Annotated in this window: 11 protein-coding genes; 9 read left to right on the forward strand and 2 right to left on the reverse strand. The window is 39.0% G+C overall.

All coding sequences use genetic code 11. The features are described 5' to 3' along the window. Positions 1-258 precede the first annotated feature (258 nt). On the forward strand, positions 259-2,667 hold the full coding sequence (locus Q1K78_RS08020) for a glycoside hydrolase family 2 protein (RefSeq protein WP_300176533.1): 2,409 nt from the start codon (positions 259-261) through the stop codon (positions 2,665-2,667). A gap of 71 nt (positions 2,668-2,738) precedes the next feature. Here the strand turns inward: Q1K78_RS08020 and Q1K78_RS08025 are convergent, their stop codons facing one another. Together Q1K78_RS08025 and Q1K78_RS08030 are read right to left on the reverse strand one after the other, a co-directional pair. Further along, complete coding sequence (locus Q1K78_RS08025) at positions 2,739-3,416, reverse strand: nucleoside-diphosphate sugar epimerase (RefSeq protein ID WP_300176536.1); 678 nt, start codon at positions 3,414-3,416, stop codon at positions 2,739-2,741. A 131-nt stretch (positions 3,417-3,547) separates the two neighbouring features. Then, the gene (locus tag Q1K78_RS08030) at positions 3,548-4,918 is read right to left on the reverse strand and encodes an NCS2 family permease (protein WP_300176539.1); all 1,371 of its coding nucleotides are present in this window, start codon (positions 4,916-4,918) and stop codon (positions 3,548-3,550) included. Positions 4,919-5,158: 240 nt separating this feature from the next. Between Q1K78_RS08030 and Q1K78_RS08035 the strand changes: the two genes are divergently transcribed. From Q1K78_RS08035 to Q1K78_RS08070, 8 genes are all read left to right on the forward strand, one after another. Beyond that, positions 5,159-6,718, forward strand: a complete 1,560-nt coding sequence (locus tag Q1K78_RS08035; protein ID WP_300176542.1) for a PAS domain-containing methyl-accepting chemotaxis protein — start codon at positions 5,159-5,161, stop codon at positions 6,716-6,718. Between the two features lie 131 nt (positions 6,719-6,849). After that, entirely contained in the window at positions 6,850-8,697 is a 1,848-nt protein-coding gene (locus Q1K78_RS08040) for a M3 family metallopeptidase (protein WP_300176545.1), read from the forward strand. 374 nt (positions 8,698-9,071) lie between these two features. Beyond that, positions 9,072-9,599 carry a prepilin-type N-terminal cleavage/methylation domain-containing protein gene (locus Q1K78_RS08045; protein ID WP_300176548.1) on the forward strand — a complete coding sequence of 176 codons (528 nt, stop codon included), beginning with the start codon at positions 9,072-9,074 and terminating at the stop codon, positions 9,597-9,599. Then, positions 9,589-10,179 (forward strand): type II secretion system protein, encoded by a 591-nt coding sequence (locus Q1K78_RS08050; protein WP_300176551.1) that lies wholly within the window; start codon positions 9,589-9,591, stop codon positions 10,177-10,179. The genes Q1K78_RS08045 and Q1K78_RS08050 overlap by 11 nt, the downstream gene beginning before the upstream one ends. After that, on the forward strand, positions 10,179-10,982 hold the full coding sequence (locus Q1K78_RS08055; RefSeq protein WP_300176554.1) for a type II secretion system protein: 804 nt from the start codon (positions 10,179-10,181) through the stop codon (positions 10,980-10,982). The genes Q1K78_RS08050 and Q1K78_RS08055 overlap by 1 nt, the downstream gene beginning before the upstream one ends. Next, the gene (locus tag Q1K78_RS08060; RefSeq protein ID WP_300176557.1) at positions 10,954-11,382 is read left to right on the forward strand and encodes an MSHA biogenesis protein MshP; all 429 of its coding nucleotides are present in this window, start codon (positions 10,954-10,956) and stop codon (positions 11,380-11,382) included. The genes Q1K78_RS08055 and Q1K78_RS08060 overlap by 29 nt, the downstream gene beginning before the upstream one ends. Then, entirely contained in the window at positions 11,372-15,793 is a 4,422-nt protein-coding gene (locus tag Q1K78_RS08065) for a DUF6701 domain-containing protein (RefSeq protein WP_300176560.1), read from the forward strand. Before Q1K78_RS08060 ends, Q1K78_RS08065 begins: the two co-directional genes overlap by 11 nt. Positions 15,794-15,829: 36 nt before the next feature. Beyond that, positions 15,830-16,753, forward strand: a complete 924-nt coding sequence (locus Q1K78_RS08070) for a M14 family metallocarboxypeptidase (protein WP_300176563.1) — start codon at positions 15,830-15,832, stop codon at positions 16,751-16,753. The last annotated feature ends 250 nt before the right edge of the window (positions 16,754-17,003 follow it).

Here is a 17,003-nt window from a genome sequence, read left to right on the forward strand (position 1 = left end):
TTAATTTTAAATTGGCGTAATATTTTATTTTCAGAGTTCATCAGTTACATAAAATCCATAAATTAATGTATTTATATTAACCATAACCATCAATTAATCTACTTTATAAAAGAGACGTTCATCGCATTAACCTCAGAAAATGTATACAAAAAAAAACCTACTCTTGTTTTGTTCGAGAGTACCATCACGTTTTTATTTTCTGCTCAAGCATACACTTCTCAACTACTCCTTATATCAACGGCATCAGAAGGATTCTTTATGTCGCAGGTTTCTCTTAATGGCGATTGGACACTAACCTCGCCTACGCACTCTCAACTCTCTATTCCAATGTCTATTCCTGGAGATAATTATCACGCTTTATTGAGTGCAAATCTCATTGCTGACCCTTATCAAGAAACCAATGAAGAACAGGTTCAATGGGTAAGAGAATGCGACTGGCATTTATCTCGTACTTTCTCTCTTTCATCATCAGAACTCAATGCTTCTTCACTACTCTTAAACCTAAGCCGTCTCGATACACTCGCTGATGTGTTTCTTAATGGCGAATTAGTATTACGCAGTACAAATATGTTCCAACAGCATCGTATTGATATCAAACCTTTTACGGTACTTGGTGAGAACCATATTGAAGTGCATTTTGCGCGTGTAAATGAAGAAGGCAAACAACGAGCAGGCACACTGCCAATGCCTATTCCATGGGCGGTGGGGAACAACCAAATTCCTCATATGAATCTTATCCGTAAAACGCAATGTCACTCAGGTTGGGATTGGGGAATTTGTTTATTGGTCTCTGGTATTTACGATCCTGTTTATATTGAAGTGATTGACCAAATTACGCTACTGTTCGTTCATACTGAGCAAATTTGGCACCAAGGCGCTGTTGATGTCAGTACTGTAATCCATCACGATCCGATAAGTGATCATGAACTCACAGTGACATTCGGTGATCAAATACAAATGACCACCACTTGTGGCTCTGGGATCACTGTCGTTAATTTCCACATTGAAGACCCAGATCTTTGGTGGCCAGCAGGGTATGGTGAGCAACCGTTATATCCTTTGCATGTTGATCTTAATAATCAATCAATCTCTAAAAAGATAGGGCTTCGCCAACTTACCTTAAACAATAAAGACGATGCCATTGGGTCTGCAATGGAGTTTGTGATTAATGGCTTCCCTATTAATTCAAAAGGGGCTAATTGGGTCCCTATGGATGCCATGCCAAGCTTAGAATCAGAAGCTCGTTACCGTGAATTGTTAAGCAGTGCAAAAGACGCGAATATGAATATGATCCGCGTTTGGGGCGGTGGTCAATACGAATCAGATACCTTCTATGATATTTGTGATGAACTCGGTCTGATGGTATGGCAAGACATGATGTTTGCATGTTCACTTTACCCTTCAACGGATGCGTTCTTAAAAGAAGTAGAACCTGAGATCCGCCAACAAATAAACCGACTGAAAGACCATGCATCAATTGTGCTTTGGTGCGGTGACAATGAAGTGATTGGCGCTATTGGTTGGTATGATGAATCAAAGAATAACAAAACAACCTACACCGTTAATTATGACCGTCTAAACCGTAATATCGCCCGATGGATTGCAGAAGAAGATCCTAGCCGACGTTTTTGGACTAGCTCTCCTTGTAATGGTGATATGGATTTTGGTGACGCATGGCACAATGATAACCGCGGTGATATGCACTTCTGGGATGTGTGGCATTCAGGTAAGTCATTCAGTGCTTACTTAGATATCAAACCACGTTTTTGCTCTGAATTTGGCTTTCAGTCATGGCCTTCTTTTGCTGAAGTGAAGCGCTTTGTTCCTGAACAGGATTGGAACGTCACCTCCCCAACATTTGAAGCGCACCAAAAAAATGGACGTGGGAACAGTATCATCACCGAAATGTTTACTCGTTACTTCCGCTTCCCATCCAACTTTGAGCAAATGTTATATTTAAGCCAAGTGCAGCAATCTGTTGCGATTAAAACTGGCTGTGAATATTGGCGAGCGATAAGCCCTATTTGTCGAGGTATGTTGTATTGGCAGTTAAATGACAACTGGCCAGTAAGCTCTTGGTCTAGCATTGAATACAGTGGTCGCTGGAAACAACTTCACTACCATGCTAAACGTTTCTTCGCCCCAACTTATGTACCCTTTGAGGAAACAGCCACTGAGCTGCTTATTCGAGCCGTCAATGATTGCCGAGTTGAACGTCATATTGATGGTATGGTCTATTGGATGGATTTTAATGGTGACGTGTTAGGGCAATGGCCTGTCAATTATTCAATTGAACCTGATGGTAACGATGTCATTTGGTCTTTAAGAAAAGAAAAATTTGAAGCAAGTACAAACAACAGTTTCTTCTTTGTGAATATCACGGTAAATGGCGAACAAATACAAAACACGTGGTTTTCGACACAAAAAATGAAACAACTGACTATCAAAAAAGCCACAATAGCAGTAAACCAAGAGGGAGATAAACTTACCCTCAGCTCTGATGTTCCGGCTTTCTTTGTTCATTTGGAGCATGATGGTAACGGGCATTTCAGTGATTCCAGTATGACGTTATTACCGGAAAAACCTATTACCATCGATTATTTAGGCGATGATATTGATACGTTAATTAACTCTTTACGTGTTTACGATTTATCTAATAGCTATTAGGGTTTCTTTCTACATGGAGGTACATTTCCGTACCTCCAATTTTAATCGAAAATAACGCCTAATCCTTCCTATCAACAACTTGTTAATGCAAACATATCTCTTGAAGTGTATCGGTGGCAACCCTCGGCATCACTATTGCTAAGTGCTAAATCAAGCATACTTTGAGCGACAATTTCTCCATGAATCGGCTTATAATTTAATAAAAAGCCTTTCATTAATGGATTAAATAACCTCATTACTCCTTGCAAGAGCTTTTCGTCCGAGCGTGTTTTCGCTCTGGTTCCTGACAACGGACCTGGCTGCATAAACGTAACGTTTTTAAAACCAATCGCGGCTATTTTTCCTTCCATTTCCCCTTTACATTTTAAATAATGCGACAGCGCAGAGGTTGATGCCCCAACACAAGAAACGACATAAATACACTCAACGCCAATATCATGCATAGATTGGGCAACATCCACCACTAATGAGACATCAATGGCTTTAAGTGCTTCTTTACTGCCTGCTTTTTTTATCGTGGTTCCTAACGTAATAAAACCAATGCGAGGGACACTCTCTTTAATAGCGTCTTTATCAATAATTAATTCAGGACTTACTATTTGGACAAGCTTAGAACTTGCCTCTTCTAACGACCGACGAGTTAAGCTATAGACGTGTTGAATATCATCATTTTTTAAAGCGTGGTTTAATAAATGATGACCAATCAGGCCTGTAGAGCCTGCAATAATTATAGATATTTGATCAGACATAATAGACTTCTTATTTTTTATTACTGATACTTCAGCTTAATAGCTAACGCATGAACTGTCTTGTTTTTTCATTAAAAAAGCCAGTGATACTCTCACTGGCTTTTCGTTTTATAAGACTGTTTTAAACTGAACTAGATAGCCCAACCGCCGACATAAAATACAATCAAAGCAATCGTGATTAAAACAATACCGACATTCAGTTGTTTAAATTCACCAGCAAAAATACGTCCTACAACTAGCGTGGTAAAGCCAATCATAATACCCGTTACGATGTTTGCAGATAAGATAATAAATACCGCACAAACAAGGCCTGATAACGCATCTACTGAGTCATCAAAATCCAATTTAGACACGTTGCTTAGCATTAATAGACCAACGTACATTAATGCAGGAGCCGTCGCATAAACTGGCACTAAGTAACTTACTGGAGATAAGAAAATCATGACGAGAAATAGAACACCAACAACGGTTGCTGTTAAGCCCGTTTTACCACCAGCAGCTGTACCTGCTGCTGATTCGATGTAAACCGCTGCCGGAGCACCACCCACTAAACCCGCAACTATTGAACTTGCTGAATCCGCGGTTAATGCTTTGCCGCCGTTAATGATTTTTCCATCTTCATCTAATAAATTAGCTTGGCCTGCTAAAGCACGAATTGTACCTGTTGCATCAAATACCGCCGTCATGACGAGTGCAATAACAACAGGAAGAATCGCAGGTGTTAATGCGCCCATGATATCCATAGAGCCAATCAATGAACCACCATCGGCCGTTTCTAGGCTAGGCAAAGCAAAGAAGCCATTGTAAGTCACGCTTGGATCGAAGAGTAAACCAATGATTGAAATAGCGACAATCACCAATAGAATACCGCCCGGAACACGTTTTTTCTCTAAACCAAAAATAGCAGCAAGACCAAGTACCGACATCATTACTGAGAACGACGTGATATCACCTAACATAATAGGTAAACCTGCATGCGCGTTTTTAACAATAAGACCAGTACCATCTGCGGCAATCAATAAAAGAAACAGACCAATACCAATCCCTGTACCATGAGCAATACCTGCTGGTAAGTTATTTAAAATCCACTGACGAATGCCGGTGACGGTAATTAGCGTAAACAATACTCCCATAATGAAAACGGCACCAAGAGCCACCGGAATACTAACACCTTGCCCTAATACCAAGCTAAAAGCAGTAAAGGCAGTTAACGATATAGCACAACCAATCGCCATTGGTAAATTAACCCACAACCCCATCAGTAATGAACCAAAAGCAGCAACTAAACACGTTGCAACAAAAACGGCCCCCGTATCAAACCCTGCGGCACCTAACATGCTTGGAACAACAATAACTGAATAAACCATCGCTAAAAACGTCGTAAGACCTGCGATCATTTCAGTTTTAACGGTGCTTCCGCGTTCTGAAATTTTAAAGAAGCCATCAAGCTTTTTATCCATGTTAGATTGTGGTGCCGAATTCTGTACATTGCCCTGAGACATGGAACATTCCTTAAATAAGTCACATAAAAGTGTGGTTAATTTTCTGCGCGCATTTTTGCACACATTGAGAGAAATATAAATAAGCAATCGTTACCGTCACTGTGTTAACTAAGTGATATTGCGCTTATTGGAGATGTATTATCACAATATTGAATTAAAAACCCAACATATACGCCAAGCTGGTGCAATACTTGCTTATATTTAAATGGTGAACGTTTATATTAATGAGAATAATCAAACATGACATCTAAAGCACATACGAGCAATAAGGAGATTCTGTTTCCTAAAGAATACAACTTGTTATCTATTACTACGCCTTCAGGCCATATTTCCTATGCCAGTAAAGAATTTTGTGAGGTCGCTGGTTTTACATTAAATGAGCTCGTTAATAAACCTCATAACATTGTTCGTCATCCCGATATGCCTTCTGACGCATTTAAAGATATGTGGGCTCATCTTAAAGAAAAAAAATCATGGATGGGGTTAGTTAAAAACCGCGGTAAAGATGGCAACTATTATTGGGTTGACGCTTTTGCTTCACCTATTTTAAAAAATGGTGCGATTCAAGAGTATCAATCGGTTCGATTATGCCCTTCTCGCGAGCACGTTAAAAATGCAGAAAAAGTGTATACCACATTAAAATCAGGTAATACACCATTAAAAATGAAACTGCCAAGAACGCGTTTATGGCAACGTTATGCGTTAACTCTTATTCCTAACTTTGCAATTTCTGCGGCAATAACTCAAGCATCACCATTACTGGGACTTGCTTCTTTCGCGGGGATCTCTCTCATAAGTGCCTATTCGTTAACACGTCGATTAGAAGCCCTAACAACTAAAGCCAGAGAAGTGTTCGATAACCCATTGATGGGATTAGTCTATACCAACCACATTGATGATATTTCAGAGATCGAACTGGCGTTAAAAATGCGTCAATCAGAAATCAATGCTGTTATTGGTCGTATTCAAGATTCCAATAAGGAAATTGAAGCATTAGCACAATCGTCAACAAGTAACTGCCAAGACACCGTAAACAACATTACGATTCAAAGTAAAGAAACGACTCAAGTTGCGAATGCAATTCAAGAAATGACGGCCTCTGTCAATGATATTTCAAGCAGTGTTCAAGCAACAGCGAGTGCAACAGAGCATGCACACCAAATCGCTTCTGAAGGCATGTTAGCTGTGACTGACACGGTAAAATCAATTGAAATGCTAGTTTCACAGTTAGCAAATGCTTCCGATGTAATTGGTACGCTACAAGAACACGGTAATACCATTGGTTCTGTATTAACGGTCATTCAATCTATTGCTGAACAAACAAACTTATTAGCATTAAATGCCGCGATTGAAGCCGCTCGTGCCGGTGAGCAAGGACGAGGTTTTGCTGTTGTGGCAGATGAAGTGAGAACATTAGCTCAAAGAAGCCAAGACTCAACCAAAGAAATTCAAGAAATTATTTTGCATATTCAATCAAGTACGCAAGAAGCAGTACAAACGATGGATCAAGGTAAGGATCTTTCTGAAGTGTGTGTCGATAATGCAAAAATATCAGGAAATAAGCTGCAAGAATCATTAGATAAAGTGAATGGTATTTCAGAACAAAACACAAATATATCAGTTGCAATAGAGCAGATGGTGAAAGTGGCAAATGAAATGAACACCAACATTCAATTAATCAATAATGTAAGTTTAGAAACAACAAATATTGCGAATGGCACAATGGAAGAGTGCCAAACACTCTCAGCGACTATTCACTCTCAAGGGTCTTTAGTGTCTCAATTCAGAACATTAAGTTAATCAACTCAATTATTAAGCCCAATCTAATAGATGATTGGGCTTTTTATATCAACCCCGCTACACCTCTTCAATTTATGTCATAATCCCACAGTATGGGCTTCGCCTTAAAGTCTTATTTAAAAGGAAATAAAATGACTGCTACTACTTACCTTAATGATTTAAACCAACGTTATCTCTCAATTCATCGCACCAAAGAAAACTTCTTTTGGGATACCTATATGGGGTTAAGTGATGATCATCAAGGCTCTACCGAAGCAGAAACCACATGGACAAAATTTTTAAGTAATGCAGAACAAATATCTGCCATCAGAGAGCAGCTTGCTCACGCAGAAAGCATTGCTGATGAACAAGAAAAAAAACAAACCATTATTGGCTTACAAGGCTGGTTAGCCACATTTGAATCTCATGCGATTGAATCAGAGCAAGCTCAACAGTTAAAAACAGAGCTGATCAAATTTGAAGCGGGTTTGTTTGAGAAAAAACAGAACCACACCATGACGTATGTAAACGAAGAAGGTGAAACGATTGAAGGCTCTCTTCCTGTATTAGCTTCTATTGTTCGCACCAGTGCTAATGCCGCAACACGTCAATCAGCACACCACGCGTTTCTTGGCTTAGAGCAATGGCTACTGCAAAATGGCTTTATTGAATTAATAAAATTGCGTAATAAATTTGCACGATCTCAAGGGTTTAACACTTTCTTTGATTACTCGGTAACAAAAAAAGAAAAAATGACGGCAGACCAACTGTTTACTATTTTAGATGACTTTGAAAAACGCACACGCGATTGTCATCAAAGCAGTTTAGACCAATTGGCGGCAGACAAAGGCAGTGAGTCACTGCTCGCGCACAACTTTGTGTTCTCGTTTGCTGGCGATGTGATGCGTGATTTAGACCCTTACGTACCGTTCTCAAAATCACTACGTCGCTGGGTTGAATCGTTTGGTCGTTTGAATATTGAATTCTCAGGCGCAGAATTAACATTGGATTTACTCGATCGTAAAGGCAAATACCCGAATGGTTTTTGTCACGGCCCGATTCCATCGTTTTACGATCAAAACCAATGGATTGCAGCCAAAGTAAACTTCACTAGCAACGCAAAACCAGACCAAATCGGCAGTGGTTACGATGGTATGAATACCTTATTCCATGAAGGGGGGCACGCCGCGCATTTCTCTAACGTAAAAATGAACGCTCCATGTTTCTCACAAGAATTTGCGCCGACCTCAATGGCCTACGCTGAAACACAATCAATGTTTTGTGATAGCTTATTATCCGATGCTGATTGGTTAAAACAATACGCGTTAGATACCGATGGAAATCCGGTGCCTGATGAGATCATCAAAGCGATGATCGACAGCAAACAACCGTTTAAAGCGTATCAAGAACGTAGTATTTTAGTAGTACCGTATTTTGAACGTGCGTTATATCAGCTAAGCGATGCTGAATTAACCCCTGAAAACATCACCGAGTTAGCTCGTGCTTCTGAGAAAAAGATCCTTGGCTTAGAATGCAGCCCTCGCCCATTAATGGCGATCCCACATTTAGTGTCTGATGAAGCTTCGTGTGCTTATCATGGTTATTTATTGGCACACATGGCGGTGTATCAAACTCGTGCCTATTTCACTGAAAAGTTTGGTTTCTTAGCGGATAACCCTAAAATCGGACCTTTGCTAGCCAAGCACTATTGGAATGCAGGCAACAGCGTAAATCACAATGATTCTATTGTTGCCCTTACTGGTGAAGGCTTTAATGCTAAATACTTAGCGGATGAATGTAATCTATCAGTAGAAGATGCTTGGAAAGCAGAACAACAAAAAATCACAGCCATGAGTACACGAACTCAAGCTGACATTTTTCCATTACACGCCAATATAACGGTGATTGATGGGTTTAACACTCTGGCAAGTAACGCTGAATCAAACGCAAAAATGTGTGACGAATTTGAAGCGTACATCATGGAAACGTACGGTCGTTAAAATAAATGAAATCCGTTTATCACAAAAATATGATAAACGGATTTTTATAATTACTCGCGAGTGCTTTATAGATCTAATATATCTATTGGCATGTAAAAGCCCCCATAAAAGTAGTATTCAATTTACATCCATCATAACCAGTTCATTGTGAACCATTTTTATATTGACAGTTTATAAAAAAAGCGTACTTTGCATGAAACATAATTATTTGAACTGCATCGCAAATAAATAGAGCTTACACTGGTTGTACTTACATAAAATGCACAATTAAGCAACCAAATACCTACTTTGTTAGCGCTTATTTCACTTCCCTTAAAAACTTTTATCCGTACACTCTAAAGTTCTTATGTGGTTAACCTTTTGTAACGAAAAAAATGTCTCGAAATCATACATCTGGATTCACATTAGTTGAGCTAATTACCGTTATTATTTTGATCTCAATTATTTCTCTCAGTGCAAGCAGTTATTTCTCAGGAATTAGCAGCGTTTCTGCACGCACATTACAAACTGAGCTGCTTCACTCTTTACGCTTAACTCAGATCAGAGCAATGAATCGTAATGGCCTTTGTAATCGCTGGTTAATCGATAAACATAGAGCAGAACAAGTCAGCCTTGCTCAAAAGGCGAGCGATTGTTCATCAATATTTCCTAATATGCAAACAAGTGATCGCTATTTGGAAAACCAAGACAGCAGCTATGTCGCTATTTTATCTAATCAAAACGCGTCTTTTTCTTTAATTGCTAACTCCACATTGATTCACCTTACTACTCCTTCTCCATTCGATTTTGATACGCTGGGTCGTGTCGCTCAATGTAAAACAACCGGATGTGAAATTACCATTTTGGGTGAATCTCAAGCAAAAGTATGCATTGAAAAAGAGGGATATATTCATGCCTGTTAAATCTAATTCTGGTTTCAGTTTAATTTCCATTGTGATGTCGATCATCCTGATCAGCTTTGCTTTATTAATGGTCACGACAACCATGATCCCAACATCTCAATATAGTGCTGAGCTCATCTACTCGACAAAAGCCGCAGAATTAGGCTCAGCGGTCATGGATGAAGTGATTGGACGACAGTTTGATCAAAATAGCGGCCCTAATGGTGGCGTTCCTGAATGTAACAGCCCCGCAGGAGAACTTTGTACTATCCCTGAAAATCTAGGGCCGGATACCGATCTTGCTAACGGCATCGATGAAACAAATCGTACCGAATATAATGACGTTGATGACTTTAATGGGTTATCTGGTTCTGTAAAAGACGTATTAGGTGGTGATCTAGCTGGCATCTACCCTAATTTCTCAATTTCAATTACTGTTTTTTACGACAAAAAAGCAGTGACTCAAAGTAATGGTAAATCAGTGACTGAAATGATGGGAGTCGAAAGCAACGTCAACACTAATGCAAAACGCATCGTTGTGACAATCGTAGACCCAAGTGGGCAAAATTACGTTTTCTCGGCAGTACGAGGGAATTTCTAGTGTCGTATTCATCAAAGCAGCAAGGGTTTACCTTAATTGAAATGATTATATCTATTGTATTATTGGCGATAGTGGGCATTTCTATTAGTGCTATTATTCAACACAGCATGACTCTCTACACAGATACAACAACACGTGAAGAGTTACTGCTTCAAGGTCGCTTTGTAACAAACCGTATGCACAAAGAGATCAATGATGCAGTACCAAACAGTGTGCAAGTCAACTCAGCAACACATTGCATTGAGTGGCTACCGATCACCAATACTGCACTTTATGAAGATCTCCCTCTTGCACCTGAGCAAGCCAATACCATGAGAGTACTACCAGAGCATAGTTTTATTCAATCTGAGCGGGTTGTTATTATGCCAATTAACGCGCAAGATTTACTAAATGATATTCCTACAAGTGGCTTATCTCGCGTTGCGGAAGTAAAAGGAAATATTAATTTTACTCCTGGAGATTCAGCGACCATGATTAATCTGAAATTTACTCAGCAGATAAGCTTTACTGCCAATTCTCCTGCCCATCGCTTATTCGCTTATCAAACTCCTGTCGCGTACTGCTTGGAAGGGTCTCAATTGTATCGCTACTCAAACTACCCTTTATCTCGCAGTGAGCTTTCTCCTGTTGAATTAAGTATTGGGACTAAAGATTTAATGACCGACAACCTCAAGAGTGTGAAATTTGATGTTGATCAAGCCTCATTAGTTCGTAATGGCTTGGTGAAACTGCAATTTGTCTTTACCGATAATAATGAAGATGTGAGGTTGGATCATGATGTCCTTATCACCAATACGCCATAAACAACAAGGGTCATCGCTGATCCTCACTATTTTTATTATCGTTGTGATTGGGTTTCTGGCCCTTATGATGACCAAAAACCAACAAAAAGTAAGTACTCACATCGTGACATCTGTTATGGGGACTCGAACTAATATGGCGGCACAATCTGCAGTACAAATGGACATTAGTGAATTCTATATGAACCAATCAGGCAGTTGTTATAGTCCACCGACCTATACTTCAGACTATATTTTTGGTGGCGAAGGATTATCGCAATGCCGAGCTACCGTTGAATGCAAAACCGTGGGTAAAATGGACTCTGGAATTATGGTTCGTCAACTTATCAGCACCGCACAATGCCAATTTGGTGCCACAACATTACAACGTATTATTAAAGTAGGTATTCGTAATGAAAACTAATTTATCTCCTATTTCTCTTGTTTTTTTTCTTCTGTCTATCTCAGCTCAAGCTTTTGCGGCTTTTCCTACCATTAATGTTAATGCTATCTTCCCTGCGGTTGCACAAGGGCATTCACAACGAGTAGGACAATGCTCATATACTCAATTAGCTATATACAATAATGCAAAAATCAAAGGCACCCAAGGCGCCAGTTTGAATTATTGCTCCGTCGTTAGCGAATATGAATTACCAGAAGACAGTTGTGATAACGGCAATGGCAGTTATCACCAATGTACAATCACAACAAAAAACACACAGGCTTTATCATTACCAACGTTTGAGTTAGGTCAATCAAAAAAAGACTATGAATGTAGCTCTGGTAGCCTAACACTAAATCCGAGAAAATATAGAAACATCACGGTTAGAGGGACTTGTAAAGCGAACATTCCTGAGCATAGTGGTACCACTTTTATACATCACCTTACGTTAAATGATACAACAATAACGTTAAACCCTGGCGATTATTGGATAGAAACATTAAGCATGTTTGGCTCTGCAAAAATTAATGCCATCGGCAATGTTCGCCTATTCATCAACAATGATGTTAGCTTGAGCAATGATATATCCATCAATAAAGGGGCAGATAACACCCTATTTTTCATTGGCTATCAAAATATTACATTAAACGATAACGCATCTATAAACGGTTATGTATACGCTAATAATAATCTCGTATTAAACAAGCAATCTCATATTAACGGCAGCGTTTCTAGCCGAGATTTATTCATGGAAGCCACCAGTTACATCAATCAATTAGCATTGACTCCACCGACACCTCCACCTACACCTCTTAATCCGGTTTTATCTTTACGCTTAGATGAAACGTCATGGAATGGCACAAGAGGTGAAGTAAAAGACAGTTCAGGTAATGGCTTTGATGGTACCGCTAAAAATAACCTTAACCCAAACAAAGATAATCCAGCCCTACCTATTAATAGGGTAAAAATGGGAACTTGTGGCTACGGTAATTTTAATAAATCACAGCAACAATATATTGAGATCCCAAATAACAACCAATTATCTAATGAAAATGCAATCACAGTCAGTGCATGGGTCAATCCTGATTCATACCCTTCTTATGGCGAGCTTAATACCATTGTATCTAAAAATGGTAACTATGAATTTCACTTAAACTCACAAGGTCAAGTGCTGTGGTATTGGGAACTAAAAGGCAGCCAGTACCCAATGACACTAACAACCACTCAAAAAATACCGAAGGGGACATGGTCGCACATTACGATTCGCTATGATGCTCGTAATCGCAAAAAAGCCACAATATTTATTAATGGTATTGAAGTTCAATCTTATATAGATTCAAACTCGTCAACAAAGAAACTAAATACAAACAACCTGCCTTTACAAATAGGTAATGATTATAACTTATCACTCACTTTTAATGGCTTAATTGATGAGGTAAATGTATTTAAACAAGCCCTATCAGACAGTCAAATTAAGCAATTATATGAACAACGTCACCCTTGTCCTGATGTTGTCCAACCAACCTGTTATGAAGATGATTTTGATACTACAAATTTAAACAACAGTTGGGTAACAAGTAAAAGTAATGGTAACTTTACACCTAAAATTGTTCATGGTCGCTTGCAATTAACTCAAGCACAAAAAACACAATCAACCGCCTCATCTTATCAATATTTATTCCCAGCTCTTGGTAACAAGGTTGAAGTAGAATTTGATTATATGGCGTATGGGGGTAATGGTGCAGATGGTCTCGCGGTTGTATTTTCTGATGCAAAAATAACGCCTCAAGCTGGGGCGTTTGGTGGACCTTTAGGTTATGGCTTTAAATTAAAAAATAGCCATGAAAATCAGAAGCCTGGTTTTAAAGGAGGATGGCTTGGCATTGGTTTGGATGAATTTGGTAATTATTCTAAACAAGGAGGAAGTCAAAATATACCGAGTGGTGACTTAACCCCACAATCAGTTGTTCTTCGCGGCTCTGGTCAACAATACAGTGGTTATAACTATATTTATGGCAAGAAAGTTCAAAATATTGATAATAATGATGGTTACTACTACACCCATCGTTACCGTATTACGATTGATTCAATAAATCAAAATAAAGTAAATGTCATGGTTGAGCGAAGTGTGGTTCGCAGGGGAGATGCGCCTCATTTTAGCCGAATTATTGGTCCTATTGATGTTCTGAGTCATCAATATAATCAAGATGATATTCCTGAAAACTTCATTATGTCCTTAACAGGATCAACGGGTGCTTCATATAACATCCATGAAATTGATAATTTCAAAATGTGTGCTTTGTATTCAAACCCCGTTGGTGAGCAAATTGACCACTTTGAATTTGATCATTCTGAACAAGGATCGACTTGTGATGCTTCTAATATAACATTGCGAGCGTGTGCGAATGCCTCTTGTTCGACTCTATTTACCGATGAAATTAACCTAACTCTAGACTCTAGTAATTTAGGGGCCGATGGTTATTGGTCAAACGGCAATCATATTACCATGAAAAATGGCATTGCAAATTTATCGATAGCAAAACCCACACAAGGTAATGTTATGTTGGATGTTAATAGCTCATCCCCATCAACTAAACCATTCAGTAAAACGTTGTGTAGTATTAATGGTGGTTTATTAAGTGATAGTTATTGCACACTTAACTTTAAATCTGAAGGGTTAACGGTTGTTGTGCCTGATAAACAGGCAAATAAACCTGTTGCTGCAACCATAAAAGGATGCGGAAACACTTTTACTGGCACAAAAAACATTCAGCTATGGTCTGATTATATTATGCCTAAACAAGGTAATTTAATTGGTTCTCCTACACTTTATGGTTTGGTCAGTAATTCATGGAAAGATGTTGGAAAACAAGAAAAAACAGCTACCACATTTGCACTTAATTTTGTAAATAACGAGGCTGAAATCACCTTAAATTATGCTGATGCTGGCCAGTTACAACTGAATGCTAAGTACATAAATGGATATAATCAAAGCATTAAAGGTAGCGACCAATTCGTCAATTTCCCTGTAGGTTTAACAGCATCCGTTACTGACAAAAATAACTCGAAATCCAATACTCTTTGTCTATCAAAAGACACCCGATGTTCTGTTTTTGCTCAGGCGGGTGAACCTTTTAATTTAAAGGTTCAGGCTCGCGCTTGGGAAAAAGATAATGACACGAATTTAATGGATAACCCAATAACACCCAATTATGCTCAAGATAACTTGATTATCGAGCACCAATTAATCGCCCCATCTCAAACTATTGGTGGTAATTTAGGGTATCTACTGAACAACACTTACAACCATATATCCAACACAAATAGCACAAATATCGTTAATCAAAGTATTAGTGAAGTTGGGGTGTTTTCTATATTAGTTACCCCTCCTTTTGATTATCTAGGCAGTCAAGCTTATCAAATACGCTCAGCAAACACTGACTCTATTGGTCGTTTTATTCCTGCTTATTTTGAATTGTCTGCTGAACAGCCAACGATGACCGATTCCTGTCGTTCATATACGTATATGGGACAATCTGTCGAGTTTGATACACTACCAACATTAGAACTGACACCTCTCTCTTACACTGGTGGACAACTGCAAAACTACAATATTGGCCAATGGTGGCGCTATAACAACACATGGGATTTTAGAACTTACACCGCAACACCTTCTGGTATAGCTGTGATTGATAGTGACTCAACTTCTATTCTTGGCAGACATGCTGGTTTTGCCACTGCGGGTAATGTGGTTAAATTACCGCTACAGAATAAAGTGCAATTGCAAGATGCCAAGCTACGCTATAGCAAACCGTATGATCCTATATTACCAACATCAGACACAATTACGCTTAGACTAACCGTCGATGACATTCTAGACCAAGATGGGGTTTGTTATAAAACAAATGCAATGGGAAACTGTCTTAATTACGATTTTCCTGCCACTCCTGAGCATCGTCAAGAATGGGGAAGAATTACAATGGAAGACGTGTATGGTTCTGAATTAAACCCATTGACTTCTCGTATCCAAACTGAATCTTATCTTGAAGGTAGGTTCATTAGAAATAATGACAATTGTACCTTGCTATCTACGGCAGATTTTAGCTTTGATGTGGGGAAAAACTCCGCAGCCTTACCAATAGGCAATAGGATGACTTCCGCCCATTTAAACAATACAAATATTACAGACGGCTTAACAAGTATGACGTTCTCCGCTCCTGGTAATGGTAATCAAGGACAAGTAGTGTCAACGCTTTCTTTATTAAATTTGCCATGGTTACAACAATATGCTGATGCTGATCAATCTTTTCAAGATTCGATAAAAGCCCTCATTCATTTTGGGATTTATCGTGGAAGTGATCGTATTATATGGAGCCATGAACAAACAGACTAAGTTCATACAGATAGCCATAATTAATAAGGAAGCACCATGAAAGACGATTACAGCTACCCAATTGGAACAAAAGGTCAGCCTTGGGGTGAAACCGAAAAAGCCGCGTGGCTTGCAACAATGACAGTAAAACGTTCATACCAAGATGAAGTAGCAACCAAAATTCATGCGCTTTCTGAGCGTTTTGATGTATCTCAATATGGCGCACTTTCTTATGACGAAGCACGCTTTCCCTTGTTCTGCATTAAAACTCGCCAATGGGATAATGCGAAACCAACACTTCTTATTAGTGGTGGCGTACATGGTTACGAAACCTCTGGCGTTCATGGTGCATTGCAATTTCTTGATACCAAAGCCGAGCATTACAACCAGTGGTTTAACATTGTAGTAGCACCTTGTGTTAGTCCTTGGGGTTATGAAGTCATTAACCGTTGGAACCCAACAGCAACTGATCCAAATCGCTCTTTTTATGCTGACAGCTCAACGGAAGAATCAGCAGCTTTAATGGCATTAGTTGCTTCATTAGAAACACCTGTATTTGCTCATATCGATCTACATGAAACTACAGACAGTGATGAAACTGAATTTCGTCCAGCCTTAGCGGCTCGTGATGGGTTAGCGTATATCGAAGGCTCGATCCCTGATGGTTTCTACACCGTAGGTGATACCGACAAACCCTCAGCTGAATTTCAAAAAGCCATCATCGATTCCGTTCGCACTGTAACGCACATTGCACCACCTGATGAGAACAACCAAATTATTGGTTCAGATGTAGTTCAAGACGGTGTGATCAATTATCCAACGAAAAAACTAGGCTTGTGTGCAGGTCTAACAGATGCAGATTTTGTATCCACAACAGAAGTGTATCCCAATAGTGAGAACGTAACCGCTCAAGAGTGTAATGATGCTCAAGTAGCCGCTATTGTTGGTGGGATTGAGTACCTATTAAATAAAAACTACTAAACCCTTCATTCTATTTATGAAATAGATGATTCAGTTCAAAAAGATCATCCTTTGAATCATTCATCTATTCCATACTGTCTATTGATTACTTACGCAGCAAAAAAAGTATAATATAAATATTTATTAACACATTTCAAAATATCCCGCTAAACAACACCCTTACTTACACTATTTACACAATGCATCTTTGAAAAACTCGTACTTTGTTACATTCTTTTGATGGTAACATATAAAGAGTAATTATCTAAAA

The sequence above is a fragment of the uncultured Aliivibrio sp. genome (genome assembly GCF_946479765.1).
Classification (GTDB): domain Bacteria; phylum Pseudomonadota; class Gammaproteobacteria; order Enterobacterales; family Vibrionaceae; genus Aliivibrio.

What these genes read in the sequence shown, in the direction of transcription:
- Q1K78_RS08060 (WP_300176557.1), top strand. Translation starts at nt 10,954, where the DNA reads ATGATGTCCTTATCACCAATACGCCATAAACAACAAGGGTCATCGCTG.
- Q1K78_RS08035 (WP_300176542.1), top strand. Translation starts at nt 5,159, where the DNA reads ATGACATCTAAAGCACATACGAGCAATAAGGAGATTCTGTTTCCTAAA.
- Q1K78_RS08030 (WP_300176539.1), bottom strand. Translation starts at nt 4,918, where the DNA reads ATGTCTCAGGGCAATGTACAGAATTCGGCACCACAATCTAACATGGAT.
- Q1K78_RS08045 (WP_300176548.1), top strand. Translation starts at nt 9,072, where the DNA reads ATGTCTCGAAATCATACATCTGGATTCACATTAGTTGAGCTAATTACC.
- Q1K78_RS08020 (WP_300176533.1), top strand. Translation starts at nt 259, where the DNA reads ATGTCGCAGGTTTCTCTTAATGGCGATTGGACACTAACCTCGCCTACG.
- Q1K78_RS08050 (WP_300176551.1), top strand. Translation starts at nt 9,589, where the DNA reads ATGCCTGTTAAATCTAATTCTGGTTTCAGTTTAATTTCCATTGTGATG.
- Q1K78_RS08065 (WP_300176560.1), top strand. Translation starts at nt 11,372, where the DNA reads ATGAAAACTAATTTATCTCCTATTTCTCTTGTTTTTTTTCTTCTGTCT.
- Q1K78_RS08040 (WP_300176545.1), top strand. Translation starts at nt 6,850, where the DNA reads ATGACTGCTACTACTTACCTTAATGATTTAAACCAACGTTATCTCTCA.
- Q1K78_RS08025 (WP_300176536.1), bottom strand. Translation starts at nt 3,416, where the DNA reads ATGTCTGATCAAATATCTATAATTATTGCAGGCTCTACAGGCCTGATT.
- Q1K78_RS08070 (WP_300176563.1), top strand. Translation starts at nt 15,830, where the DNA reads ATGAAAGACGATTACAGCTACCCAATTGGAACAAAAGGTCAGCCTTGG.